This window comes from Enterobacter cloacae complex sp. 309I3, assembly GCF_050031595.1.
In the GTDB taxonomy this organism is placed as follows: domain Bacteria; phylum Pseudomonadota; class Gammaproteobacteria; order Enterobacterales; family Enterobacteriaceae; genus Enterobacter; species Enterobacter cloacae.
Genome location: NZ_JBLGWI010000001.1, coordinates 1708502 through 1734236, shown reverse-complemented (window position 1 = coordinate 1734236; position 25735 = coordinate 1708502). Strand labels below are relative to the sequence as shown.

The window sequence follows — 25735 nt, the reverse complement described above, 5'->3', positions numbered from 1 at the left end:
TTACTCTTCCTCATGGCTTGATTCAGGCTCACGATCCCACGATAAACGAGGGTCGAAGGTCATGGCCGCAAACATGGTCATAATCACGACCAGCGCAAACATTAAAGCCCCCATCGCAGGATAAATACTCATCAAACCGCCCATCCGCACCAGTGCAGAGAGAACGGCAATGACAAACACGTCAATCATTGACCAGCGTCCAACAAACTCGACAACTTCATAAATGAGGTGCATGCGTTCGCTGTCGCGTTTGCCGTGCCCTTTCGCATCCCAGCAGAGCCAGGCAATCGCGATCATTTTTAAGGTAGGCACCATAATACTGGCGATAAAAATCACCCCAGCCACCGGATAAGATCCCTCGCCCCACAGCAATATCACCCCGGCGAGGATCGTCGAGGGCATTTTGTCACCGAGCAAATCGGTGATCATGATCGGCAGAATATTCGCGGGAAGATACAGCATCACAGAGGTCACCAGCAGCGCCATGGTCCACTGCAGGCTATTTTTGCGTCGCACATGGCCTTTGGTTTCACAGCGTGGGCAGACGTCCAGATCCGCGGGCAGCACGGCAGTACAGCAGGAGCAAGAGCGCAGCCCCTGGCGGATCCCCGGCACGCCAACCTTCACCGTCTGGGCAAGCGTGGGAGCCGGAGCGATATCATCCCATGCCCAACGTCGGTCAACGCACTGGAATGCACGTAGTTGCAGCACGCAATAGAGACACCACGGGATAAAGCTGCTGCCAATCCCCACGTCACCGTAGGCCATCAGCTTTACGAAGCTGACCAGAATACCCGCCAGAAAAATCTCGGCCATCCCCCAGCTTTTAAGCTGAAACAGGACTCGCGCCAGTTTGATTTTCAGGGCTGCGGGCATTTTTACGCGGTTGACCAGCAAAAGGATGACAACCAGACAAAAAGCCGGAACGATCTGCACAAACAGAAGGAAGAAGGTGCCGAGGCTGGCGTAATCTTCTGAGAACATCACCCCCGGAATTTCAAGCAGATCAACCTGGCTTGTCATCCCTCCCACCTTCATATAGATGAAGGGGAAGAGATTAGAGAGCAGCAACATGAACAACGCGGCCAGCGCATACGCCGTGGGACGCTGTCTTGGCGCGTCCCATTCGGTTGTCAACGTTGTGCCGCAACGCGGGCACAGGGCCTTATGTCCGTGACCAAGCTCTGGCAACGCCACGAGCATATCGCATTGCGAGCATAATATATGCCTGTCGGCATGGTGCTGGTCACACATATGTTATCCCTGTTTATGCGCCGTTTTTCAGAGACTCAAGGTACTCCCAGCGCTCAAATGCTTCTTCCAGAGCTTTTTCAGCTGCGGACAATTCGGCCAGGACTTTTTGAGTATAGTCGTGCGATTGGGTGAAGAAGGATGCATCGGCAACCTGCGCTTGCAGCGCCTCCAGCGCGGCCTCCAGCTCCTCAAGACGCTGAGGCAAACCCTCCAGTTCGCGCTGCAGGTTATAGCTTAGTTTAGCCGAGGTTTTCTTGACAGTTTCTGCTTTTGTTACAACAGGTTCAGTCGTTGTTTTAGACTTCGCCTGTTTTTGCGCCAGCGACTGTGCCTGCTGCCCTTTCGCGTCGTGGTAGCCACCCACATATTGACCAATCCGCCCTTCGCCTTCGAAGATCCAGCATTCGGTCACGGTGTTGTCAACGAATTGACGGTCGTGGCTCACCAGCATCACGGTGCCCTGATAACCATCGATCAGCTCTTCCAGCAGTTCGAGCGTTTCGACATCCAGGTCGTTGGTTGGTTCATCGAGAATCAACAGGTTGCTTGGTTTCAGGAATAACCGAGCCAGCAGAAGACGGTTTCGCTCACCGCCAGACAGCGCACGCACCGGGGTCATCGCCCGTTTAGGGTGGAACAGGAAGTCCTGGAGATAGCCCAGCACATGGCGCGGCTTACCGTTTACCATGACCTCCTGCTTACCTTCGGCAAGGTTATCCATCACCGTTCTGTCCGGATCCAGCTCTGCACGGTGCTGGTCAAAATAGGCCACTTCCAGTTTGGTGCCGCAGTGAATTCGGCCGCTATCCGCCTGCAACTGGCCCAGCATCAGCTTCAGCAGCGTGGTTTTACCGCAGCCATTGGGGCCAATCAGGGCGATTTTATCCCCGCGCTGAACCTGGGCGGAGAAGTCTTTCACCAGCACTTTCCCGTCAACCTGGTAGTTAACGTTTTCCATCTCGAAGACGATCTTGCCGGAACGGGAGGCCTCTTCTACCTGCATTTTGGCGCTGCCCATCACTTCGCGACGTTCGCTGCGTTCACGACGCATCGCTTTCAGGGCACGAACGCGGCCTTCGTTGCGGGTACGGCGGGCTTTGATACCCTGACGGATCCACACCTCTTCCTGCGCCAGTTTGCGGTCGAATTCGGCGTTTTGCAGCTCTTCCACGCGCAGGTTTTCTTCTTTTTCCAGCAGATAAGTATCGTAATCGCCGGGATAGGTGACCAGCTTGCCACGATCGAGATCGACAATGCGCGTCGCCATATTGCGAATGAAGGAACGGTCGTGGGAGATGAAGATAATGGTACCGCTGAAGGTTTTCAGGAACCCTTCAAGCCAGTCGATCGCTTCAATGTCCAGGTGGTTGGTTGGTTCATCCAGCAGCAGCACCTTCGGCCCGCTGACCAGCGCGCGGCCCAGTGCCGCCTTACGCAACCAGCCGCCAGATAGCGCAGACAGCTGCATATCCGGCTCCAGGCCCAGCTGAGCCAGCACCTCGTTAATACGGTTCTCCAGCTGCCACAGGCCGTGGTGATCGAGCATCTCCTGGACTTTCGCCAGTTCGTTAAGATTTTTGTCGCTCGGGTCGGTCATCACCAGATGAGAAATCTCGTGATAGCGCTTCAGGTATTCAGCCTGCTCCGAAATCCCTTCCGCCACGAAATCGTACACGCTGCCGGTGACATGACGCGGCGGATCCTGCTGCAGACGGGAGACAATCAGATCCTGCTCGTAAACAATACGCCCGTCATCCAGACCCTGCTCGCGGTTGAGGATTTTCATCAGCGTGGATTTACCCGCGCCGTTACGGCCCACCAGACAGACGCGTTCGTTGTCTTCGATGTGCAATTCAGCATTGTCGAGAAGCGGTGAGTCGCTGAAGGAGAGCCACGCACCGTGCATACTAATTAAAGACATTTATTTTTCCTTTCAGGCCGCGGTGATAAGCCAGCAGTTATGGATCTGACGATTACGGGCAAAGTCCTGAGACAGCGTTTTTTGGCTGATTTCTTGTGCTTTCAGTCCCAGAGCGGCTAGGCCGTCGTGATCCATGCGGAAACCGCGTTTGTTATTCGAGAACATAATCGTGCCGCCTTTACGCAGAAGGCGCTTCAGGTCGGTCATCAGGCGCAGGTGATCGCGTTGTACATCAAAGCTATCCTCCATACGCTTGGAGTTGGAGAATGTTGGCGGATCGATGAAGATCAGGTCGAACTGTTCATCGGTGTCACGCAGCCAGCCCAGGACATCGGCCTGCATCAGACGATGCTGGCGTCCGGTCAGGCCATTGAGACGCAGGTTGCGCTCCGCCCACTCCAGATAGGTGCGCGACATATCCACCGTAGTGGTGCTGCGCGCGCCGCCCAGGCCCGCGTGCACGCTGGCGCTACCGGTGTAGGAAAACAGGTTAAGGAAATCCTTACCTTTGCTCATCTGGCCCAGCATACGACGGGCAATGCGGTGGTCGAGGAACAGCCCGGTATCGAGGTAATCCGTCAGGTTAACCCACAGGCGAGCGTTGTATTCACCCACTTCAATAAAGTCGCCCTTCTCACCCATCTTCTGATACTGGTTTTTCCCTTTCTGACGCTCGCGGGTTTTCAGCACCAGTTTGTTTGGCGCAATGCCAAGCACGGCAATCGTCGCTGCGATCACGTCCAGCATGCGCTGGCGCGCTTTTTGCGCATCAATGGTTTTTGGTGGAGCATATTCCTGAATTACCACCCAGTCTGCATAGCGGTCAACCGCCACGTTGTACTCCGGCAGATCGGCGTCATACAGGCGATAGCATTCAATGCCTTCCTGTTTGGCCCATTTTTCAAATTTCTTCAGGTTCTTGCGCAGACGGTTAGCGTAATCTTCCGCCACGCCCGTCGGTTTGCTGTCCGCCGCTTTCTCTGCCAGATGGTAGTTTTTCTGTACACAGTCCAGCGGGCCGTTCTTCGCCTTAAACTGGCGATCGGCGCGCAGCTGCAGACAACTCAGCAGTTCTGGTGAAGCGCTAAACAGGGAGAGATTCCAGCCGCCAAAGTAGTCTTTCATATTGCGGCCCAGCAGGCTGTGCAGGGCAATCAACGCCGGTTCGCTATCCAGACGCTCGCCGTATGGCGGGTTGCTGATAACGGTACCGTAGGGGCCTTTCGGCAGCGGGTTCCTCAGGTTCGCGACATCTTTCACTTCAAAGGTCACCAGCTCACCGATACCTGCGCGACGGGCATTGCTGCGCGCACGTTCAATGACGCGCGGGTCGCTGTCAGAGCCATAGAAATGCGAGGTATACTCCGCCAGGCCTTTACGCGCACGGGCCTGCGCTTCGGCTTTGACCTCTTTCCAGAGCGCTTCATCGTGCTGCGCCCAGCCGCTAAAGCCCCAGTGGCCGCGATGCAGGCCGGGAGCGCGGTCGGTGGCCAGCATCGCGGCTTCAATCAGCAGCGTACCGGAACCACACATTGGGTCGAGCAGCGGCGTGCCCGGCAGCCAGCCGGAGCGCATCACGATGGCGGCAGCCAGCGTTTCTTTGATGGGCGCCATACCGGTGCGATCGCGGTAGCCACGCAGATGCAGACCTGCCCCGCTCAGATCCAGAGAGATGCTGGCGGTATCGCCATTGAGCCAGACGTTAATGCGCAGATCCGGGTTTTCACGATCGACGTTTGGTCGTTCTTTGTTTTTACGGGTAAAGCAGTCCACGATGGCATCTTTCACACGCAGCGCGCCGTACTGGCTGTTGCGGATCTCATCGTTTACACCGTTAAAATGCACCGCGAAGGTCGCGTCTGGCGTGAAGATCTCTGTCCAGTCGATCATCTGTACGCCGGTATAGAGATCAAGATCGCTGTAGACCTTGCACTCTTTCATCGGCAGCATGATGCGCGACGCCAGGCGGCTCCACATCAGGCTCTGGTAAATAAGCCGTGTGTCGCCCTCAAAATGGACACCACCCTGAACCACCTGGCACTCTTGCGCGCCCAGGGCTTCCAGTTCAGTTTTTAACAGCTCTTCCAGCCCACGGGCCGTACTGGCAAACAGAGAATTCATATCGTCACTTTTACTCTAAGAAAATTGTCGCGCATTATAGCTAATATGACGTGTATGTCATAAAGTTGAAGGCTTATTTTCATTCGAGGGACTGTGCACAGTGGCGACGTTATCCAGGCTTTTTATTCATCCGGTGAAATCCATGCGCGGTATCGGCGTTTCTCACGCCCTGGCTGACATCAGTGGATTTGCCTTCGATCGTATTTTTATGGTCACCGAGCCTGACGGTACGTTCATTACCGCACGCCAGTTCCCGCAGATGGTGCGTTTTACGCCTTCGCCGCTGCATGACGGCCTCCACCTCACCGCCCCGGATGGCTCAAGCGTGGTGATTCGCTTTGCTGATTTTGCGCCTGTCGATGCGCCAACGGAAGTGTGGGGCAATCATTTTACCGCTCGCATCGCTCCGGACGAAATTAACCGCTGGCTGAGCGGCTTCTTCTCCCGCGAGGTACAGCTGCGCTGGGTGGGTCCGGCGCTGACGCGACGCGTCAAGCGCCACGACGCGGTTCCCCTCTCGTTTGCCGATGGTTTCCCGTTCCTGTTAACCAGCGAAGCCTCGCTGCGTGACCTGCAGCGTCGCTGTAAGGCCAGCGTGCAGATGGAGCAATTTCGCCCGAATCTGGTGGTGACCGGTACGGAAGCCTGGGATGAAGATACCTGGAAAGTGATCCGCATCGGCAGCGTCATTTTTGATGTCGTGAAGCCGTGCAGCCGCTGCATTTTCACCACCGTAAGTCCGGAGAAAGGCCTGAAGCATCCTTCCGGCGAACCGCTGAAAACCCTGCAATCATTCCGTACCGCGCAGGATAATGGCGACGTGGATTTCGGCCAGAATCTTATTCCGCGCTCAAGCGGAGTGATCCGCGTGGGTGACGAGGTGGAAATTCTCACCCGTGGGCCTGCGCGCGTGTACGGTGCGGGTCAGGAAGAAGAAACAGTAGACGTTGAGACGCAAGCCAGTTCGGCAGTGGATATTCACTGGCAGGGCCGCGTTATACGGGGTAACAATCAGCAGGTGATACTTGAGCAGCTGGAGCAAGCCGGGATCCGTATCCCGTATTCCTGTCGGGCGGGTATCTGTGGTTGCTGTCGAATCAAGCTGGTCGGGGGCGACGTCAGTGCGCTGAAGAAATCCGCAATCGGTGATGACGGGACGATCCTGTGCTGTAGCTGTATTCCAAAAACGTCGATACAGCTGGAAGCTTAAACCGCCTGTTCCAGGCTGAACGAATCCACGCGCAGCTGCGGTTTCAGCCTGTCATTCATGACCTTAATGGCATCCCCGAGCTGCATCGTCCGCCCGGCAATGGTCACGCCGGGCTGGGCCAGCAGACAAAGCGCGGCATTTTCGCCAGGTTCCACCACCAGTAAACTCACCTCTTCTGCGGTATCGCTCAGATTGACGCTGGCCGCATCGCCCGTGGCTGGCGTCCAGTTCATATCATGCGGCAGAAAATGCCAGCTTTTCGGCATTTGCGGCTTCAGGAAACGAATCGCCACCAGCGCGTTTAATATCAGTTCGGCACGCTGTTCTTTTGAGAGCAGCAGGTCACGGCATTTCTCTTCAAAGGAGAAATAAAGCGCAGCATCGTCTACACAAAAGCCAGACGGGGAGAAAGCGTCCGGGGTTAACATTCGACGCGCAAAACGAGAACGGAACAACATGCCATTGGCTAAATCGAGCATCATTCGGTCATGCTCTTCACAAAAATACCAGCGCCAGTTATCGTCAGGTTTAATTCGCATGTGTCTCTCCCGTACCCAAACGTCCTGTACTAAAAATGTCCCATTAGCCGCTTCGTTTATAACACCATTAATAAAAGACTATAATGTCTAAATAAGCAACAGTGACGGAATATAAAACAACCAGGGCTGGAAATAAAGCCCTGGTTGTCTGATTAAGAGAAAAGATTAGATATGAGTAACGATTTCTTTTATGAGCGGCGGGCCTTTAAAAATAAAGCCGGAATAGATTTGCACCAGTGAGGCGCCTGCAGCCATCTTCTCGCGCGCAGCAATCACCGAATCGATACCACCGACACCAATTATTGGCAGACGACCTTTTAATTCGGCGGAGAGCGCCCGAATAATTTCCGTACTTTTTAATTGTACCGGACGTCCACTTAACCCACCCGCTTCGTCACAGTTTTTCATTCCCTGGACGAGGGAGCGATCGAGCGTCGTATTGGTCGCAATCACACCATCACTATTATGGCGAACTAAGCTGTCGGCAACCTGGATCAATTCTTCAGCAGAAAGATCCGGTGCGATCTTAACCGCCACCGGAACATATTTATGATGGATCGCCTGCAGCTCATTTTGTTTATTTTTAATGGCGCTGAGAAGATCGTCCAGCGCTTCACCATATTGCAGAGAACGTAGCCCTGGGGTATTCGGCGATGAAATATTCACGGCGATATAACCGGCATAGGCGTAGACTTTTTCCATACAAATCAGGTAGTCATCTTTACCCTGCTCAACCGGCGTGTCTTTATTTTTGCCAATATTGATGCCTAATACACCATCAAAATGGGCTTTTTTAACGTTTTCTACGAGATGATCCACGCCGAGGTTATTAAAGCCCATGCGGTTGATCAGCCCCTCGGCTTCGACCAGGCGGAACAAACGCGGCTTATCATTACCCGGCTGTGGACGCGGCGTGACGGTACCGATTTCAATGGAACCAAAGCCCATCGCGCCCAGGGCATCAATGCACTCGCCATTTTTATCCAGACCTGCCGCCAGACCCAGCGGGTTTTTAAAGGTCAGACCCATGCACTGCACAGGTTTTTCCGGCACGTTCTGACGCACCAGCGCGGCCAGCGGCGTTCCCGTAATACGGCGTAATTGCTGGAATGTAAATTCATGAGCGCGCTCAGGGTCGAGCTGGAAAAGGGCTTTACGAACGAAGGGGTAGTACATGAACTCTCCTGGATTCCCGGTGTGCAAACCGGGAGGGGATTATGTGCGATCCTGCCCGGAAAGGGAATTGACCTGCGGCAAAAAAATCAGCGTAAAACGCAAACGTTTACTTCCCCGTACACTTCTTATGCGCTTTTTCGCATTTTAATTGCAGATAAATCATTTAGTGGAATAACTACGCAGTGTCACACTCCTGAAAATTGTTATGAATGTTAGATAAAAGCAAACAATTAGTTATAAGGAGCACACATGCGCGTCATCACCCTGGCCGGAAGTCCACGTTTCCCTTCTCGTTCCAGCGCCCTGCTGGAATATGCCCGCGAAAGGCTTAATGCTCTGGATGTGGAAGTGTGCCACTGGAATCTGCACAACTTTGAACCTGAGGATCTGCTCTACGCGCGCTTTGACAGTCCGGCCTTGAAAACCCTGATTGAACAGCTAAAAAGTGCTGACGGGCTTATCGTCGCGACCCCGATTTATAAAGCCTCATTTTCCGGCGCACTGAAAACCTTGCTCGATCTGCTGCCTGAACGTGCACTTGATGGAAAAGTGGTGTTGCCGCTGGCTACGGGCGGTACGGTTGCGCATTTACTGGCCGTGGATTACGCCCTGAAGCCGGTACTGAACGCGTTGAAGGCGCAGGAGATCCTGCACGGCGTTTTTGCCGATGACTCGCAGGTTATCGATTACCAGCACAAACCGCATTTCACCCCGAATCTGCAAACCCGGCTCGACACTGCGCTGGAGACATTCTGGCATGCCCTGCACCGTCGCGATATTCAGGCACCTGCGTTTGGACAGCCACAAGGAGTCGCTCATGTTTAAAACACTTACCCGTATCAGCCTGGCTGGTCTGCTCACACTCTCGTCCCTGACCCATGCAGCAGAGACGGCACCTGACAGTTTGCGCATTGGTTACCAGAAAGGCAGCGTCAGTATGGTGCTGGCAAAAAGCCACCAGCTTCTGGAAAAACGCTTCCCACAGACCAAATTCTCCTGGGTGGAGTTTCCTGCCGGGCCACAAATGCTGGAGGCGCTGAACGTTGGAAGCATTGATTTAGGCAGTACTGGCGATATTCCACCGATCTTTGCGCAGGCGGCCGGGGCCGATCTGGTCTACGTTGGCGTTGAGCCACCCAAGCCCAAAGCCGAGGTGATTCTGGTGCCGGAAAATAGCGCCATTAAAAATGTCGCCGAACTTAAAGGTCACAAAGTCGCATTCCAGAAAGGTTCCAGCTCGCACAACCTGCTACTCCGCGCCCTGCAGGAGGCCGGGCTAAAGTTCACCGATATTCAACCCGTCTATCTGACCCCTGCTGATGCCCGCGCCGCCTTCCAGCAAGGCAATGTCGACGCGTGGGCTATCTGGGATCCTTACTACTCCGCGGCATTACTTCAGGGCGGCGTACGGGTATTGAAAGATGGCACAACCCTGAAACAGACCGGTTCGTTCTACCTTGCAGCCCGTCCGTATGCAGAGAAAAACGGTGCCTTTGTTCAGGAGGTCCTGAATACCTTTACCGAGGCCGATACCCTGACGCAAAGCCAGCGCCCGGAGAGCATCACCCTGCTGGCGAAAACCATGGGCTTACCGGAGGCGGTGATCGCGAGCTACCTCAACCACCGTCCACCCACCACCATTATCCCGGTGGACGCGCATGTTGCAGCCCTGCAACAACAGACTGCCGACCTCTTTTATCAAAACCGCTTAGTACCAAAACAGGTGAACATTCGCGAACGCATCTGGCAACCCGCAGCCAAAGAAGGAGCCAAATCATGAGTCTGAATCTTTTCTGGTTTTTACCCACCCACGGTGATGGACACTATCTTGGTACCGAAGAGGGGTCGCGCCCGGTTGACCACGGCTATCTGCAGCAGATTGCGCAGGCGGCAGACCGAATCGGTTTCACCGGCGTGCTGATCCCCACCGGACGCTCGTGCGAAGACGCCTGGCTGGTCGCCGCGTCGATGATTCCGGTCACCCAACGCCTGAAATTCCTGGTGGCATTGCGTCCGAGCGTGGTTTCCCCGACCGTTGCCGCACGTCAGGCGGCAACGCTCGACAGGCTCTCCAACGGACGCGCGCTGTTTAACCTGGTCACCGGCAGCGATCCGCAGGAACTGGCCGGTGACGGCGTGTTCCTCGATCATACGGAACGCTATGAGGCCTCCGCCGAGTTTACCCGCGTCTGGCGACGTCTGCTTGAGGGGGAAACGGTCACCTTTGATGGCAAGCATATTCATGTTCGCGACGCGAAACTCTACTTTCCTTCGGTACAGCAGCCGCGTCCACCGCTCTACTTCGGCGGATCGTCGGATGTGGCACAGGATCTGGCGGCAGAACAGGTCGATCTCTATCTGACCTGGGGGGAGCCACCTGAACTGGTGAAAGAGAAAATTGCCCAGGTGCGGGCCAAAGCCGCCGTCCACGGCCGAAAGGTGCGCTTTGGCATTCGCCTGCACGTGATTGTGCGTGAAACCAACGAAGAGGCCTGGCAGGCCGCTAACCGGCTGATCTCGCATCTGGACGATGAGACCATCGCCAAAGCGCAGGCGGCATTTGCGAAAACCGACTCCGTAGGACAGCACCGGATGGCTTCGTTACATAACGGCAAACGCGAGAATCTGGAGATCAGCCCCAATCTCTGGGCGGGTGTCGGCCTGGTACGTGGTGGCGCAGGTACTGCGCTGGTGGGTGACGGCCCGACCGTGGCGGCGCGTATCAATGAATATGCTGAGCTGGGTATCGACAGCTTTATCCTCTCGGGCTATCCGCATCTTGAGGAGGCATACAAAGTGGGTGAACTGCTGTTCCCGCATCTGGATGTCGCTATCCCGGACATTCCGCAGCCCCGCCAGCTGCAGCTTCAGGGCGAAGCCGTGGCCAACGAGTTTATTCCGCGTAAAGTCGCGCAAAGCTAAGGAGTGGCTATGTCTCTCACCTCACAAAAATGGTTGTTGCGCGCCGCCCCGTGGTTTTTACCTGTCGGCATTGTCCTTATCTGGCAACTGGCCTCCTCTACCGGCTGGCTGTCGAGCCGCATCCTGCCCTCTCCGGAGGGCGTAATCGAAGCCTTCTGGTCGCTGAGTGCCAGCGGCGAGCTGTGGCAGCACCTGGCCATTAGCTCCTGGCGCGCGGTGATTGGGTTTGCCATCGGCGGGAGCATCGGCCTGACGCTGGGGTTGATCAGCGGCCTGTCCCGCTGGGGGGAACGGTTGCTGGATACCTCCATTCAGATGCTGCGCAACGTACCGCATCTGGCGCTGATCCCCCTGGTCATTCTGTGGTTTGGTATTGATGAGAGCGCCAAAATTTTCCTCGTGGCGCTGGGCACGCTGTTCCCGATTTACATCAATACCTGGCATGGGATCCGCAATATCGATCGCGGGCTGGTTGAGATGGCACGCAGCTACGGATTATCAGGATTTGCCCTGTTTATCAACGTGCTGCTGCCGGGCGCCCTGCCCTCCATTATGGTTGGCGTTCGCTTTGCGCTCGGCCTGATGTGGCTGACGCTGATCGTCGCGGAGACCATTTCAGCCAACTCCGGCATTGGCTATCTGGCAATGAACGCCCGCGAATTCCTGCAAACGGACGTGGTGGTAGTCGCCATTATCCTTTATGCCCTGCTGGGCAAACTTGCTGACGTCAGCGCCCAGTGGCTGGAACGCAGCTGGCTGCGCTGGAACCCGGCCTATTTCTCTCAGGAGGCGAAAGCATGAATACCGCCCGACTCACTCAGGGGACACCGCTGTTACTTAACGGCGTCACGAAACGCTACGGCGACAAAACCATTCTTAACGCCCTGGATCTGCATATCCCCGCCGGACAATTTGTGGCCGTTGTCGGCCGCAGCGGCGGCGGCAAGAGTACGCTGCTGCGCCTGTTAGCCGGACTGGAAGCGCCGAATGGAGGGGAGATTCTGGCAGGGACAACGCCGCTGGCCAATATTCAGGATGATACTCGCATGATGTTTCAGGATGCGCGCCTGCTGCCCTGGAAAACGGTGATGGATAACGTCGGGCTGGGCCTGAAAGGTCACTGGCGGGAGGAGGCGCGTCAGGCGCTGGCCGCCGTCGGGCTGGAGGATCGCGCCGGTGACTGGCCTGCGGCCCTCTCAGGCGGGCAAAAACAGCGCGTAGCGCTGGCGCGGGCGTTGATACATCGTCCAGGCCTGCTGCTGCTCGATGAGCCGCTCGGGGCACTTGATGCCCTGACGCGGATTGAAATGCAGGATTTAATTGCCTCGCTCTGGCAGGAGCACGGTTTTACGGTCCTGCTGGTGACGCACGACGTGAGCGAAGCCGTCGCCATGGCCGACCGGGTGCTGTTAATAGAAGAGGGAAAAATTGGTCTGGATCTGACGGTAGATATTCCACGCCCTCGCCGTGTGGGATCGGCCAGACTGGCAGAGCTGGAAGCGGAGGTGCTGGAGCGAGTGATGAGGCGCGGTGTGAATGAGCGCGCCTTGATTACGGCTAATGCCTGATGCCTTCACCCGGCCCTCTCCCACAGGGAGAGGGTGGGATTAACGTTTATATTACGCCAGCGCCTTCGAAATCTTCTCGTACAGATCGCCAGAGAGATTTTCCAGCCCTTTAAGCTGCTCAAGCGCGGCACGCATCTTCGCCTGGCGCTGCGCATCGTAGCGTTTCAGGCGGATCAGCGGCTCAATCAGACGTGATGCCACCTGCGGGTTGCGGCTGTTCAGCTCGGTCAGCATTTCCACCATGAACTGATAACCGCTGCCGTCTTCCGCGTGGAACGCAGCCGGGTTGCTGCTGGCAAACGCGCCAATCAGGGAGCGGACGCGGTTCGGGTTGCTCATGGTAAAGGAGCGATGCTTCAGCAGGCTGCGCACGTTGCTGAGCGCATCGGCTGCCGGACTGGTCGCCTGCAGAATGAACCACTTGTCCATAACCAGGCCATCCTGGTGCCACTTGTCGTCATACTCTTGCATCAGCGCATCACGGCACGGTAACTCGGCTGCCACGCTTGCCGCCAGGGCTGCGAGCGCGTCGGTCATATTATCCGCTTCGTGATACTGCTTACTCACCAGCGTGTTCGCCAGGTCTGTTTCACCAAAGGCCAGGTAGCGCAGACAGGTATTGCGCAGGGAACGTTTACCAATGTCGCCATGTTCCACGCGGTACGCATCCAGCTTGTTGGCGTTGTAGATCGCCAGGAACTCATCCGCCAGTTCGGCCGCCAGCGTGCGGGTCAGCGCTTCACGCACAGCCACGATGGCAATAGGATCGATGGTCTCGAACAGCTCGGCGATTTCGGTCGCGGACGGCAACGTCAGGATTTCAGCCGCGAGGGCCGGATCAATCTGTTCATCCAGCAGAACCGCACGGAACGCGTCAGCCACGTGAACCGGCAGCGACAGCGGCTGGCCCTGCTGATGACGATTAACGTTCAGCTTGATGTATGTCGCGAGCAGGCTTTGCGCGGCATCCCAGCGGGAGAAATCGTTGCGCGCGTGACGCATCAGGAACGTCAACTGCTGATCGCTCCACTTGTACTCCAGCTTCACTGGTGCAGAGAATTCACACAGCAGCGCAGGCACCGGCTGGAAATAGACGTTATCGAAGATAAAGGTCTGCTCTGCCTGGGTCACGTTCAGCACGTTGTGTACCGGGTGGCCGCCCTTCTGCAGCGGGATCACTTTGCCTTCGTTATCATACAGTTCAATGCTGAACGGAATGTGCAGCGGATATTTTTCTTCCTGCTCAGCCGTTGGCGGCGTGCGCTGGCTGATGGTCAGGGTGTACTGCTCGGTCTCCGGATTGTAATCGTCTTTAACGGTGACAATCGGCGTACCGGCCTGGCTGTACCAGCGGCGGAAGTGAGAGAGATCCACATTCGACGCATCTTCCATTGCCTGCACAAAATCATCGCAGGTGGCGGCGCTGCCGTCGTGACGCTCGAAATAGAGCTGCATCCCTTTCTGGAAGTTCTCCTCGCCCAGCAGGGTGTGGATCATACGGATAATTTCCGCCCCTTTTTCATACACCGTCAGGGTGTAGAAGTTATTCATCTCAATGACTTTGTCCGGACGAATCGGGTGCGCCATCGGACTGGCATCTTCCGCGAACTGCAACCCACGCATGGTGCGCACGTTGTTGATGCGGTTAACCGCCCGCGAGCCCAGATCGGAGCTGAACTCCTGGTCACGGAATACGGTCAGGCCTTCTTTAAGGCTCAGCTGGAACCAGTCGCGGCAGGTGACGCGGTTGCCGGTCCAGTTATGGAAATATTCGTGGCCAATAACGCGCTCGATATCGAGGTAGTCTTTATCGGTGGCGGTATCGGTACGGGCCAGCACGTATTTGGAGTTAAAGATGTTGAGACCTTTGTTCTCCATCGCGCCCATGTTGAAGAAGTCGACGGCGACAATCATATAGATGTCGAGATCGTATTCCAGACCAAAACGCTCTTCGTCCCATTTCATGGAGTTGATGAGCGAGGTCATCGCCCATGGCGCGCGATCGAGGTTGCCACGGTCAACGAACAGTTCCAGCGCCACTTCTCGGCCAGAACGGGTTTTGAAGGTGTCACGTAAGACGTCGAAATCACCCGCCACCAGCGCAAACAGGTAGCATGGTTTCGGGAACGGATCCTGCCACTGTACCCAGTGACGGCCGTTTTCCAGCTCACCCTCACCCACGCGGTTACCGTTAGAGAGCAGGAAAGGATAAAGCGTTTTATCCGCGATGATTTTGGTAGTAAAACGCGCCAGCACGTCCGGACGGTCAAGATACCAGGTGATGTGGCGGAAACCTTCCGCTTCACACTGGGTGCACAGCGCCACGCCAGACTGGTAGAGCCCTTCCAGCGCCGTATTGGCGGCAGGGCTGATTTCATTCACGATGCGCAGCGTAAAGCGTTCCGGCAGGTTATCGATCACCAGCTGGTTGTCTTCTTCTTTATAGTCAGTCCAGGCTGCATCATTAATATGCAGGGAGACCAGCGTCAGGTCTTCACCATCCAGACGCAGCGGCACTGCCGTCGCGCTCTGGCGCGTCACCTGGCTTACCGCCGTCACAACGGTTTTAGTGGCATCCAGGTCAAAAGTCAGATCGATATCGCTAATCAGGTAATCCGGCGCACGATAGTCGTGGCGGTATTTGGCTTGTGGCTGTTGTGTCATAGAAAACCTTATGCATCGTTTGTCGAATAACGATTCCAGTCTATTCCTGTTGTGTAGATCGCGCTATGCAGAATGTTCATCTTTTCAGGTACAAACACCCTTTTTGCTACATTTGTATAATATGAACTCATAGTTTTTAAAATCGATAAAGATCGTCCAGGAGCGCTTTAAACAAGGGATGAGCGAGATCGAGACAAATCAAGATTTACGAACTTTAACGAACTTCATAGACCACTTTTGCCCCATCCATGCCCCACAACCCTTTTCATCGGATCGCTTATGCCATCTGGTCTACAGTCCATTTTCGCTTCGCAATACCTACCAAAAACCACCGAAAATCTAATCACTGGCTTTCATCTTCCTTGACAGACTTTATCATTGCGGTGTAAACACTGTATATAAAACCAGCACTCATGAGGTGCGTTATGTTCGTTGAACTCGTTTATGACAAAAGAAACGTTGAAGGGTTGGAGGGCGCTCAGGAGATCATTCTTGCAGAGTTGACTAAACGTGTTCATACCGTCTTCCCGGCCTCCTCTGTCCGCGTAAAGCCGATGCAGGCTAATGCAGTAAATAGCAACTGCACAAAGACAGAGAAAGAGAAGTTGAACCGGTTAATTGAGGAGATGTTTGAAGAGGTCGATATGTGGCTGGTCAAAGATTAACAAACCGATTATCTACCGTTCCGTAGATAACATGACCTGCCCCCACGATTAGATACAACACTCAGTTAGTAACGTCGGAATCTTCATTCTCAGAATGACCCTTTCTCCAGCCCGCTGCAAATTCAGACGGTGTCTGATAATTCAGCGTGGAGTGCGGGCGGCATTCGTTATAATCCTGCCGCCAGTCATTAATAATTTTCCTGGCATGAACGATATCGCTGAACCAGTGCTCATTCAAACATTCATCGCGAAATCGTCCGTTAAAGCTCTCAATAAATCCGTTCTGCGTTGGCTTGCCCGGCTGGATTAAGCGCAACTCAACACCATGCTCAAAGGCCCATTGATCCAGTGCACGGCAAGTGAACTCCGGCCCCTGGTCAGTTCTTATCGTCGCCGGATAGCCTCGAAACAGTGCAATGCTGTCCAGAATACGCGTGACCTGAACGCCTGAAATCCCAAAGGCAACAGTGACCGTCAGGCATTCCTTTGTGAAATCATCGACGCAGGTAAGACACTTGATCCTGCGACCGGTGGAAAGTGCGTCCATGACGAAATCCATCGACCAGGTCAGATTGGGCGCCGCCGGACGGAGCAGCGGCAGACGTTCTGTTGCCAGCCCTTTACGACGTCTTCTGCGTTTTACGCCCAGGCCACTGAGGTGATAAAGCCGGTACCCCAGCTTCGGCTTCGCGGAGAATACTGATGATCTGTTCGTCGGAAAAACGCTTCTTCATGGGGATGTCCTCATGTGGCTTATGAAGACATTACTAACATCGGGGTGTACTAATCAACGGGGAGCAGGTCACTATCTCATCGGATGCCACCTTGGTTCATCTGTCTTTTTTAGTAGGTGTGTGTAAGATGGTTTTACATTACAGTCATTCTTTGTCTAATACATGATCAGGAGATTTGTTCAGTGAATGTTTCCGCCCGTTTTGTTATACTCTTAAATCTTGCATGCGCTGCTTTATTATTTACTCTACTCAATGCTCGGTTTGATTTATTCTGATCAGGTTCTCATTTCACTTACTTAAAATCCCTCCCAAGATTTATGCAAGTACATATTTTATATCCAATCGAGTAGTAAATCGACAATCATCAGGGAGAATAATGACTTGATAAAGGACGTGATCATAGACCATCGTCCTAATCTTCCATACACAGGTGGGTATGTTGTGTATGAACCCCCGTCCAACTAGTTCCTTACGATTACCCTTAAAGCACTTTTCATGGTGACGTTTTTCCTTGTTACATATTTGGATGCTTGTTTTAAGGCATTATTCATTGCTATTACAGTCACAGGCCTAGCTAATCCTTTAACTCGATTTGATCTACTCTGGAAAACATAAATATCAGAAGAATTGCAATCCTTTCTGCACGCAATTAACTTAGAAAGCAATAAATTTAATCTAATTGTTCGTGGCTCAAATTTTGGAGTTCCAGCCAAGTGCAGCATGTCATCTTCGATATCGGAATATCTAATAGTAATCACCCTGCTGCCTTCAGCACGGAGAGAAAACAATGTTAACCATAAGTCTGCCCAAGTTGATGAGATTTTAGACAATTCAACGTGAATAGCCCTGAACTCTTCTGGTGTAATAGAATCTGTTTTTGCCATGAATACCCCCAATGCTCAACCCAACCGCTCACCAAAATTTCAACAACTTTATTACATTCTTTCAATACTTTATTACGAAAATTGTATTAAATGTTCAATATTTTTTCCTCTGCCCCTACCGCGCCGGAAATTTCTTATACAAGGTGCACACCGCAACGTCGTAAATAATCGCTACTTGCTTTCTGTCTACTCCGTTTGCGATCAAACGCCCCGCCTGCGCCCAATGCTCTGGAGTAAGCTTTGGTCGCCTGCCTCCGATTCTCCCCTTTGCCCTCGCCACAGCTAAACCTGCACGCGTTCTTTCAATAATGTTTTCCCTTTCCATTTCAGCTGCTGCACTCAGCATGGTGTATGCGAAACGGCCTATTGAAGTGCTGATTCTTATCCCTTCAGTGATTGAAACAAATTCAATCTTGTTCGCACGGAAATAACGCAATAAATCCACAAGGTGAATGAGGGACCGTCCAAGCCGATCAAGCTTCCAGACGATAACGGTATCGCCTGGTCGTAGTAGCTTCATCATCTTATCCAGCCTTGGGCGTTTTGATTTTGAACCGGATATTTTATCTTCAAAAATTCGGTCACATTCTAATCGATTAAGTGCTTCTAACTGTAATTCAAGATTTTGGTCAAAAGTTGATACCCTTGCGTACCCATATTGCATTTTTTTTATCCACCTTTTGCTACGAAAAAATCAGGTGAAGTTATCGGCATGGCTGGCGAAGGGCAATCTATAAAACCTCGGTTTAGGAACAGCTGCCACAGCTAACACCGCCACAGGCGTTATGGACCAAACTGCTGGAGCGCTTGTAAGAAATCGTGATTTTGGTATCGGCGGTAATTCTGGTGCTGGGGAAGGTATTCCTATCGGTAGTTTTGGTAACAATGCGAACTACATGGCGTTGAATGGCTGGTACGGTGGCGCGGGTGTTAACGCCGCAAACCATTTTGACGGCTTCTCCCCATTATTGACAATGTGCCGTTTTGCTGGCGGTTACATTGGACAAATCCAGATTACAAACAACGGTAAGATGGGTATTCGTGGAGGTACTGGGGCAACGACATCAAACCAGGGCACATGGACACCGTGGTATGAGGTTTACAGCACTGGTAACACGACAAAAGCCAGCGATGGCACACTTAAAGCTGCATCGCCTGTGATTAAAGTGTTTTCGGATGGCACATACCAGACTAACGATGAATCTGATGGCTGCACTGTAACCCGTCTGGCCATCGGTGAATATCTGGTAGAAGGCTGTGAGGGGCTGAACTCCGACGCTGCCTGGGGTGGCATTGACGGCGGTTTTGACATACCCACCGACCGCAACAAGCAACCCCTCATCTGGCTGGATTATGAGGTTCATGCTGACGGTTCGGTGTTAGTGAAAACCTATCACCGCACGCATCCTACCGCGCAGGAATACGCCAGAAACGAACTGCAGGGTATCAACGAGGGCGATCCGGCCGACATTCCTCACGACCAGTATATTTCTGTACGTGTCCAGATGCCGCAGAACAATATCTGGAATCAGCGCACCGCTATTTCTGAGGCTCCTGATTCATCCGCTGGTTAAACAGTGAATTTGCGGGCATATCCAGGCGAACATCGATCCAGCTGTTCGCCGGGACATCCATCAGCTCTCCTTTCGTTTTGATGATCTCTCCGTCTTCACTTAGCATGTATTTGCGCTTAAACAGGCAGATTGTCAGCTCGCCATTGTCGGTTTGCTCTGCCTCAACCACACCCAGCTCTCCCATTCCTCCTGGGTCCATCGGCGGCAAAAGCTGCCATCCAGAAGAAGCCAGACCAGCTGAACCCGTTAACAAATAGACACCAACATCCAGGCGGCTTAGTTGAATACCCTCGGCTTCCTCGTTAGCAGTACCGCATCCACACCATGAGAAACCATCTTCATAGAGATCGGTTCGCTGGTTCGTCTCTTTCGACTGAACAATACGAGCCACTGGAGATGCTGCTTTAAGTGTACCGTCGCTGGCCTTTGTGGTGTTATACGTGGTGTAAAATTCCTGCCACCCCGGAGTGGCCACATTTTCTGCCTGCGTTCGGTACCAGATACGCCCACCTTTAGCCACCCCAAGACCTGTCGCGTATATCTGCGTAATCGAATTCTTGCCGCCACGCATTCTGAAAAACTGGCCATACTTTGATGCGTCGGTCGGAAAAACACCCGTTGTATCAGCTGTTGTCTGCCAAAGTCCCGTGGGCTCAGAAAAATAGTCAATACCGGCTGAAACAGGTGTTCCTGAAGCTGTATTTCCCTCCCCGATTCCGAACCCACCTACTACCAGCAATCGTCCTGCAGTAGAATCGGTAACTGATGTCTGAAACGTCGCCGTTGCACCACTTCCCAAACCGAGGTTTGTTCGCGCACCGGCGGCAGTCTTATCACCAGTACCACCCTGCGAAATACTTAGCGCAGTTGTCAGACCGCTCAGGCTGGTAATGTCACTGTTGGCACCTTTCTTGGCCAGAGATTTTTGACCAGGTACGGTAACGGCAACACCATTGATAGTGATGGTGACATCAGATGTCCCGTTCATCACATCAGAGAACCCGCTCATGTAGCGCTGATACATCGTGAAGGTTTCAGCGATGTCCTGCGCCAGGCCATCCACGCTCAGGCTGTCGCTAAGAAGAATGGCGTATTTGGTTCCTGCGGGGATAGCAGGGCTTGCCGCTGGCGTAACGGTGAGACTGGTTGCGCTAACGATGGCGGTAATCTGAAAAACCTGCACTGGACTGGTCATTGCAATAACGGTGCAGCCGTTGCGGATCAAAGAACCTGCGGCGGTAAAATTAGTACCTGTGCCGGTGACATTGTTACCACTAATAGCAATGGTGCCTGTTGTGTAAATCATGAACTACCTCACGATAATAACGATCGTTACTAGCGATCAATCATGTAAAATCGATCGCTAATATCAATCTGACTATTTTTTGAACTCAAATAAAATGGAAGTTCCCGCATAAACAGGAATGTAGAAATGAAACGATTATTTGCTGCAGCACTTTTGCTGCTGGCTGGCTGTGCCGATAAACACACAGATTACGCATTTAAAATGGATTATCCTGTGGATGCAGCGCGTCTTTCTCTCGGTGGTGACATTCACGTGAATATCGACTGTGCCACGAGGGAAATGAAGGTTATTTCAGACAGCAGCAATGGAATATTCAGCCGCCATGTTAATAAACGTCTGAGTAATATTTGCTATAAAAAAACGGATAAGCTTGACGTAGTTTATCGCTTCGACTCAGCGAAAGGTGTCAGACAAAATATGATCGCGACGCAATATCCTCGCGTCCCGCCTGTATCAAATCCCGACAAACTGAGCGATCGGGATTCTTAACCCCCTCCCCTGCATTGTCTGGCTCCAGCTGCGCTGGTTTTTTGAAATATACCTCCCCTGCAGCTGTGAGCCCGTCCATCTGAGGACTATCCCTGAATAACCGACCACGGTGCCATCATCACTGAGATTTCCGGGGCAATTGTTTACCAGGATCCACGGATTAAAGCTGAGGCTCACCGAAAGAGTGTTGTTCTGCAGGTCATAGTTCGCCGGCACATCAAAGAACCCCACAACACGGGGCATTTTTGAGGCTGAAGCCGCGCTCCAGATGAGATTTCCGGCACTGTCGAAGACATCAAGATACCCGCTTTGCATTCCTATGTTGCGTGCAGTGCGGATCATACTTCCCGCGTTATCTTCCAGCAGGTCTGCGCCGGGCATCCCGTATCTGTTTGCCCCAAGCTGCAGCCATCTTAATCTTCCGTCATTCCAGAATGCAGGTTGAGTTATACCTAGTGTACTACCGTCACCAAATGGGCTATCAACACGGTAAAAGCCTTTATCGGTTACGGCACCCAACGCACGTTGATCATAAAAAAGGGTGGACCGGTTTTGCGAGTCCACCAGTAATTTCCCGTCGCTGTTGTAAACTTCGAATCCGCTCATTGAAAGTTATACACCTCCACATTGAGTGTGATCGCAGGACTTCCGGTTGTTGGTAAATAGTACGCAGTAAAACCGCCATTATAGGCTCGGCAGTGGTATTCGTTGACGGTGGGCCCAGTCGACACAATCGAAATGAATGAGCCATCCTGGGTTATCCCGGCGAAGGAAACGTTCTTCGACGTTTCCCCCGCAGCGAATGTTACAGAGGTGCTTCCGATATACCGGATCGCATAATCGCTTAAATCAACCGCAATCAACCCTGCACTATCCCAGCATTGCAAACCCTGTGGCATTACCATAACCCCATTCTGACACGCAGCACGTTGTTGCTGTCGTAGATGCGAATAAGAGTGCTGGTTATCAGCATCCTCCCGCCCCCGGCCACGCCGTTAATTTCGAACGTTCCTCCCTTATCAAGCTTCCATCCTGCAGAGCCAGCCACATAGTTATTCGACTGGATGTAGTTGCCGATTTTGGCGTTCTCAATGGTACCGTCCTGGATGAAGCTGGCTCGGATGAATGTCTGCCCATTCTGGATAACAAAAGGCAGAGTTACTGCGCCACCAGCCTGGCTCATCACAGCGAAGCGGTCTGCCAGGAACAGAACCTGAGTCTGCATACCTGAAGGTGTATTCTGTACACCAATACCCATTCCAGCCGCGTACTGGTTGCCATTGGAATCAACAGCTACCTTGATGCTGTACATCGCATTCAGGTTATTATTGATGTCGGCTGATACCTGGCTGTTCTGGATAATAGCCGCAGACTGACCATTTACTGTGACCTTGAGCGAGTTAATTTGCGTAGCTGATACTTGCGTGAAAACAGCAAGCGTCTTAGACAGATCGGTAACATTCGCCGTGTTTCCACCGGCGCTGGAATCCAGGGTGCGCAGAGACTCAGCGACAGCCTTACTTGCGTCTGCCATGACGTTGTCGACTCGCTCTATACCGGCTTTGTTATCACCATACTGAACGCTCAGAAGGTTGCGCTGGTTAACCTGTGCGAGAGTACTGGTGATCAGCGCAATAGCATTGTTCTGAATACCTCCGCTGGCCTTGTCTGTTTTCGCTCCAAGCTCTTCAAGTCGTGACGCCATTGATGAATCCAGGTCTGTGACAACCTGGCTAAGGTTGGTGATTGAAGCTGTATTCTGCGCACCGACTGCAGCAGCAGAATCCGCTTTATCAGAAGCAACCTTCGTGGCGGCGGTTAGCTGGCTGACCTCAGAAGCTCGTGATTCCGCTTCTGTTGCCAGAGCCTGTCGAACCTCGGTAATACCCGCTTCGTTTTGCTCGGTCTTTGCATCCAGACGGATTACATCAGTTACACGCGCCTCAGTCTCAGTGGCGATCACCTCGCGGAGCTGTTCGAATGTCGCAGAGTTAGCCCCCTGCTGTGCAGTCTGGCGTACGACAACATCAGCAATAGCCAGCGCATTGCCGATAATTGCTTCTGCTGTTTGTTTATTCGAGCCTACTGCCGCAGCCAGACCATCGGCGTTCTCCCTAATCGCATCAGAAAGTTCGGCCAGTTTCTCGCTACTTTCTACGGCACTCTCAATCAGATCCTTGAATACCTCAGAATCTTTAATCTCCTCCAGGATCACATCGGTGATATCGGAAACATCGATGCTGGCCTGCCCGCGCACCCATTCTGTGTAACCTGATTCGTTGCCGCTGCGGTCCACCAGCTGCGCGCGATACCAGAAAATCTGCCCAGCCTTAAGGCCCATCTGCTGATATTTGCGCTGCGGGTAAGGCACATCGGCCAGCAGCATCGCATCGTCTTCGGTACCGGTCAGACTGTACTGAATTTCCGTCTTCAGCGTGTCGTCGGTGTTCGCCGGGAATCCCCAGCTCAGCTCGATACCGAAAACCACATTATCAGAAGCGATGAAGCCGACCGGTTTCGGCGGATTGCCCACTTTACCCGTAAGATTTACTTCTGATGATGTCGCCCATACTGATGAAACGTCGCTGGCGTTCACCGCCCTGACACGGACCAGATAGCGACCCGAGTAGATACCCTGAACTTCAAAGCCGAGAGAAGACGTTCGGGGCACACTAATCCAGTTGCCGCTGTCACGCCGCCATTCCGCCTCGTAAGCAACTGCACCCTGAACAGCATCCCAGGCAACGCGCATAGTGGTAATCGCAATGTTCTGGTTAACCGTAGAGTAACTGTCTACGACAATATTTCCTGGGGGAGCCTGAACCCCCGGTGGAATGACACTGACTGGCCGCTCGTCCAGTCTTGCGCCGGTATCAACAGCGGAATAGATATCAGGGTTGTAAGTCGTCCCGGTGACCTCGAAAGTACCGTCGTTGTTGTCCCGCGTTCCCGTAACACGGAAAAGCGCTATAAACAGATCGTCAGAGTCCACACCCCAGTTACATTCAGCCTCCGGCGTTTCGCTGTAGGGTGTGTTGACAGTGACTGTGTTTCCGTTAACGGCCTGGACGGTTCTGGCCTGAGCTGTGCCTGACGGAAGATTCAAAAACAGCCGGTTCCCGGCCTTCACATCAGCGGCGCGATCGAGGGTTATGTTGCGGCCGTTAACCGCACTCACCCTGCCACCGATAGTTCTTCCGGCCAGCTCGTTAGCTGCCACGCCGATCACCTCACCAACGGGGGGAACGTCCATGCCCGTGCTGAAGGTCACTACCTCGCCGATACCGTTAGTGAGCAGCGCCCAGCGCCCCCGCCGGTTTGCCTCTGACTGCCTGGTGCAGCCGATCGCAGTCATTTCGAGCTGACGATAATCGAAGCGCATGGCCAGATCGTTATCGTAAACAGGCTCAGGCGTGTCTTTATAGTGGTTGGCTGGGTCTGACCAGTTCACCAGCGCGGCAGTGTTTCGGGTGGTTTCACTCGGATCCGCAAAGGTAAATTTTCCTTCAACAACGCTGGCGTGGTTATAGATGTGCCACACATCCCGTGGCATATCAGCCAGGACATACATCTTATTGTCGCCCCAGTACGTCATGCCGCGAAATATACCCGCCAGATCACGAAGTACAGTCCAGGCGTCATTACGGTCCTGAATATAAACGTTGCAACGAAAACGAGGCTCCGTCCCACTTCCGCCCTTGCCATCTGGTACCTGCTGATCGCAATACTGGGCGATACGATAAAGCTCCCATTTGTCTATCTGAGTCGCATCGATTCTTTGCCCCAGCCCGAAGCGCTCGTTCAGAATGATGTCGTAATAAATCCAGGCAGGGTTATCCGTCCATGCCCATTTAAATACGCCCTCCCATGTACCAGAGTAAGTGCGGGTTTCGGGATCATAAGTATCAGGTACACGGATGATTCGCCCTTTAGGATTGCACACAACCTGAGGAATGCCATTAGGGAACTGCTTTGCGTCAAACTCTACATACAGCAGTGCTGTGTTAACGTAGCGAAGTTTGGCGTCAATAATTTCAGTAACGGCCACAACGCGCATGGTGTCGACGATATTCACGCTCGTGGAATCCGGCGTGATTCTGCGAACCCGCAACTGCCATCCAGTCGAGGCTTTCGGAAGATTGACGCGGTGACTGCGCTCATAAAGCGACGTGGTTTTGTCATCAACAGCACCGTTAACCACCGTTTCATACGGCCCGCCATCGACCGACAGATCGATAGCATACTCGACGCGGGTGCCGACTTTATCACCGTTGTTTTTCTGGAGTAAAAGAGTTGGCCATCCCAGGCGAATTCGCAGCGCAGAGAGCTGCGTGTTGGATACCGCGCGCACGTACGGCACAGCCTGTTTCAGCTCGTATGAAACCTGAAGTTCGTTTTCAATGCCGGGGAAGCCCTGAATGTAGTCCTGGTCCTGAGTACCGGAACGGAACTCATATTTCACATTATTGAAGTTATAACTTCCGTCGGCGTTCTGAAGAGGCGTGTATGAAGATGAGTCACCAAGAAAAATGCTTTTACCATCAAGCCCGCCAGCGAACTCACCCTCTCCAAGCGCAATCAGCACCTTTGCCCTGGCGATGGACTGAATGCTGTCCGGTGCCTCAACAGGCGTTCGGGTCTGGTTGCTGCCACCTTTGCCGCGGCCTTTGATGATTGTCGTCGTCATATCGCGTCCATAAAAAAAGCC

20 protein-coding genes and 1 pseudogene are annotated in these 25735 nt (G+C 53.3%); 9 read left to right on the top strand and 12 right to left on the bottom strand.

Features of this window, described 5'->3' with window-relative positions; genetic code table 11:
* The 3 genes from pqiA to rlmKL are packed head-to-tail and all read right to left on the bottom strand — an operon-like array spanning position 1 to position 5296.
* On the bottom strand, positions 1-1254 hold the full coding sequence (gene pqiA / locus ACQG22_RS08115) for a membrane integrity-associated transporter subunit PqiA (protein WP_028027912.1): 1254 nt from the start codon (positions 1252-1254) through the stop codon (positions 1-3).
* A 13-nt stretch (positions 1255-1267) separates the two neighbouring features.
* Entirely contained in the window at positions 1268-3175 is a 1908-nt protein-coding gene (locus ACQG22_RS08110) for an ABC transporter ATP-binding protein (protein WP_029883226.1), read from the bottom strand.
* Positions 3176-3187: 12 nt separating this feature from the next.
* Positions 3188-5296 (bottom strand): bifunctional 23S rRNA (guanine(2069)-N(7))-methyltransferase RlmK/23S rRNA (guanine(2445)-N(2))-methyltransferase RlmL, encoded by a 2109-nt coding sequence (rlmKL, locus tag ACQG22_RS08105; RefSeq protein WP_248068428.1) that lies wholly within the window; start codon positions 5294-5296, stop codon positions 3188-3190.
* A gap of 100 nt (positions 5297-5396) precedes the next feature.
* On the opposite strand from rlmKL, the gene ACQG22_RS08100 reads away from it, so the two are divergent.
* Positions 5397-6506, top strand: a complete 1110-nt coding sequence (locus ACQG22_RS08100; protein WP_047024002.1) for a YcbX family protein — start codon at positions 5397-5399, stop codon at positions 6504-6506.
* Here the strand turns inward: ACQG22_RS08100 and zapC are convergent.
* Positions 6503-7045, bottom strand: a complete 543-nt coding sequence (zapC, locus tag ACQG22_RS08095; RefSeq protein ID WP_013097268.1) for a cell division protein ZapC — start codon at positions 7043-7045, stop codon at positions 6503-6505. The genes ACQG22_RS08100 and zapC overlap by 4 nt on opposite strands.
* Positions 7046-7210: 165 nt before the next feature.
* The gene (pyrD, locus tag ACQG22_RS08090; protein WP_369706416.1) at positions 7211-8221 is read right to left on the bottom strand and encodes a quinone-dependent dihydroorotate dehydrogenase; all 1011 of its coding nucleotides are present in this window, start codon (positions 8219-8221) and stop codon (positions 7211-7213) included.
* 249 nt (positions 8222-8470) lie between these two features.
* Here pyrD and ssuE point away from each other — a divergent pair, with 249 nt between their 5' ends.
* The 5 genes from ssuE to ssuB are packed head-to-tail and all read left to right on the top strand — an operon-like array spanning position 8471 to position 12711.
* On the top strand, positions 8471-9046 hold the full coding sequence (ssuE, locus tag ACQG22_RS08085) for an NADPH-dependent FMN reductase (protein WP_023619892.1): 576 nt from the start codon (positions 8471-8473) through the stop codon (positions 9044-9046).
* Positions 9039-10001, top strand: a complete 963-nt coding sequence (locus ACQG22_RS08080) for a sulfonate ABC transporter substrate-binding protein (protein ID WP_023619891.1) — start codon at positions 9039-9041, stop codon at positions 9999-10001. Before ssuE ends, ACQG22_RS08080 begins: the two co-directional genes overlap by 8 nt.
* Complete coding sequence (ssuD, locus tag ACQG22_RS08075; protein WP_369706415.1) at positions 9998-11143, top strand: FMNH2-dependent alkanesulfonate monooxygenase; 1146 nt, start codon at positions 9998-10000, stop codon at positions 11141-11143. The genes ACQG22_RS08080 and ssuD overlap by 4 nt, the downstream gene beginning before the upstream one ends.
* Before the next feature lie 9 nt (positions 11144-11152).
* Positions 11153-11944, top strand: a complete 792-nt coding sequence (gene ssuC / locus ACQG22_RS08070; protein ID WP_029883221.1) for an aliphatic sulfonate ABC transporter permease SsuC — start codon at positions 11153-11155, stop codon at positions 11942-11944.
* Complete coding sequence (ssuB, locus tag ACQG22_RS08065) at positions 11941-12711, top strand: aliphatic sulfonates ABC transporter ATP-binding protein (RefSeq protein ID WP_038419036.1); 771 nt, start codon at positions 11941-11943, stop codon at positions 12709-12711. Before ssuC ends, ssuB begins: the two co-directional genes overlap by 4 nt.
* 51 nt (positions 12712-12762) lie before the next feature.
* Here the strand turns inward: ssuB and pepN are convergent, their stop codons facing one another.
* Positions 12763-15375 (bottom strand): aminopeptidase N, encoded by a 2613-nt coding sequence (gene pepN / locus ACQG22_RS08060; protein ID WP_058661619.1) that lies wholly within the window; start codon positions 15373-15375, stop codon positions 12763-12765.
* A gap of 425 nt (positions 15376-15800) precedes the next feature.
* Between pepN and ACQG22_RS08055 the strand changes: the two genes are divergently transcribed.
* On the top strand, positions 15801-16040 hold the full coding sequence (locus tag ACQG22_RS08055) for a DinI-like family protein (protein ID WP_045617085.1): 240 nt from the start codon (positions 15801-15803) through the stop codon (positions 16038-16040).
* Between the two features lie 61 nt (positions 16041-16101).
* Here the strand turns inward: ACQG22_RS08055 and ACQG22_RS08050 are convergent.
* The 3 genes and pseudogenes from ACQG22_RS08050 to ACQG22_RS08040 form a co-directional block, all read right to left on the bottom strand.
* A pseudogene (locus tag ACQG22_RS08050) lies at positions 16102-16722 on the bottom strand (IS3-like element ISSen4 family transposase); the annotation flags it as partial.
* Positions 16723-17235: 513 nt separating this feature from the next.
* Positions 17236-17658: a hypothetical protein gene (locus ACQG22_RS08045; protein ID WP_047028293.1), complete on the bottom strand. Its 423-nt coding sequence runs from the start codon at positions 17656-17658 to the stop codon at positions 17236-17238.
* Between the two features lie 115 nt (positions 17659-17773).
* Positions 17774-18322: a recombinase family protein gene (locus tag ACQG22_RS08040; protein ID WP_126851030.1), complete on the bottom strand. Its 549-nt coding sequence runs from the start codon at positions 18320-18322 to the stop codon at positions 17774-17776.
* A 121-nt stretch (positions 18323-18443) separates the two neighbouring features.
* On the opposite strand from ACQG22_RS08040, the gene ACQG22_RS08035 reads away from it, so the two are divergent.
* Entirely contained in the window at positions 18444-19232 is a 789-nt protein-coding gene (locus tag ACQG22_RS08035; RefSeq protein WP_369706414.1) for a hypothetical protein, read from the top strand.
* Here ACQG22_RS08035 and ACQG22_RS08030 read toward each other — a convergent pair.
* On the bottom strand, positions 19198-20538 hold the full coding sequence (locus ACQG22_RS08030; protein WP_369706413.1) for a phage tail protein: 1341 nt from the start codon (positions 20536-20538) through the stop codon (positions 19198-19200). The two genes, ACQG22_RS08035 and ACQG22_RS08030, sit on opposite strands and share 35 nt — an antisense overlap.
* A 126-nt stretch (positions 20539-20664) precedes the next feature.
* Between ACQG22_RS08030 and ACQG22_RS08025 the strand changes: the two genes are divergently transcribed.
* Complete coding sequence (locus tag ACQG22_RS08025; protein ID WP_221703631.1) at positions 20665-21027, top strand: hypothetical protein; 363 nt, start codon at positions 20665-20667, stop codon at positions 21025-21027.
* Here the strand turns inward: ACQG22_RS08025 and ACQG22_RS08020 are convergent.
* Both ACQG22_RS08020 and ACQG22_RS08015 read right to left on the bottom strand, forming a co-directional pair.
* Complete coding sequence (locus ACQG22_RS08020) at positions 20992-21633, bottom strand: hypothetical protein (RefSeq protein WP_111969670.1); 642 nt, start codon at positions 21631-21633, stop codon at positions 20992-20994. The two genes, ACQG22_RS08025 and ACQG22_RS08020, sit on opposite strands and share 36 nt — an antisense overlap.
* 292 nt (positions 21634-21925) lie before the next feature.
* On the bottom strand, positions 21926-25714 hold the full coding sequence (locus ACQG22_RS08015) for a phage tail protein (protein ID WP_369706412.1): 3789 nt from the start codon (positions 25712-25714) through the stop codon (positions 21926-21928).
* Between the last annotated feature and the right edge of the window lie 21 nt (positions 25715-25735).

Coding starts and splice junctions, on each gene's coding strand:
- pqiA (WP_028027912.1), bottom strand. CDS start 1,254: ATGTGTGACCAGCACCATGCCGACAGGCATATATTATGCTCGCAATGC.
- ACQG22_RS08110 (WP_029883226.1), bottom strand. CDS start 3,175: ATGTCTTTAATTAGTATGCACGGTGCGTGGCTCTCCTTCAGCGACTCA.
- rlmKL (WP_248068428.1), bottom strand. CDS start 5,296: ATGAATTCTCTGTTTGCCAGTACGGCCCGTGGGCTGGAAGAGCTGTTA.
- zapC (WP_013097268.1), bottom strand. CDS start 7,045: ATGCGAATTAAACCTGACGATAACTGGCGCTGGTATTTTTGTGAAGAG.
- pyrD (WP_369706416.1), bottom strand. CDS start 8,221: ATGTACTACCCCTTCGTTCGTAAAGCCCTTTTCCAGCTCGACCCTGAG.
- ssuE (WP_023619892.1), top strand. CDS start 8,471: ATGCGCGTCATCACCCTGGCCGGAAGTCCACGTTTCCCTTCTCGTTCC.
- ACQG22_RS08080 (WP_023619891.1), top strand. CDS start 9,039: ATGTTTAAAACACTTACCCGTATCAGCCTGGCTGGTCTGCTCACACTC.
- ssuD (WP_369706415.1), top strand. CDS start 9,998: ATGAGTCTGAATCTTTTCTGGTTTTTACCCACCCACGGTGATGGACAC.
- ssuC (WP_029883221.1), top strand. CDS start 11,153: ATGTCTCTCACCTCACAAAAATGGTTGTTGCGCGCCGCCCCGTGGTTT.
- ssuB (WP_038419036.1), top strand. CDS start 11,941: ATGAATACCGCCCGACTCACTCAGGGGACACCGCTGTTACTTAACGGC.
- pepN (WP_058661619.1), bottom strand. CDS start 15,375: ATGACACAACAGCCACAAGCCAAATACCGCCACGACTATCGTGCGCCG.
- ACQG22_RS08055 (WP_045617085.1), top strand. CDS start 15,801: ATGTTCGTTGAACTCGTTTATGACAAAAGAAACGTTGAAGGGTTGGAG.
- ACQG22_RS08045 (WP_047028293.1), bottom strand. CDS start 17,658: ATGGCAAAAACAGATTCTATTACACCAGAAGAGTTCAGGGCTATTCAC.
- ACQG22_RS08040 (WP_126851030.1), bottom strand. CDS start 18,322: ATGCAATATGGGTACGCAAGGGTATCAACTTTTGACCAAAATCTTGAA.
- ACQG22_RS08035 (WP_369706414.1), top strand. CDS start 18,444: ATGGACCAAACTGCTGGAGCGCTTGTAAGAAATCGTGATTTTGGTATC.
- ACQG22_RS08030 (WP_369706413.1), bottom strand. CDS start 20,538: ATGATTTACACAACAGGCACCATTGCTATTAGTGGTAACAATGTCACC.
- ACQG22_RS08025 (WP_221703631.1), top strand. CDS start 20,665: ATGAAACGATTATTTGCTGCAGCACTTTTGCTGCTGGCTGGCTGTGCC.
- ACQG22_RS08020 (WP_111969670.1), bottom strand. CDS start 21,633: ATGAGCGGATTCGAAGTTTACAACAGCGACGGGAAATTACTGGTGGAC.
- ACQG22_RS08015 (WP_369706412.1), bottom strand. CDS start 25,714: ATGACGACGACAATCATCAAAGGCCGCGGCAAAGGTGGCAGCAACCAG.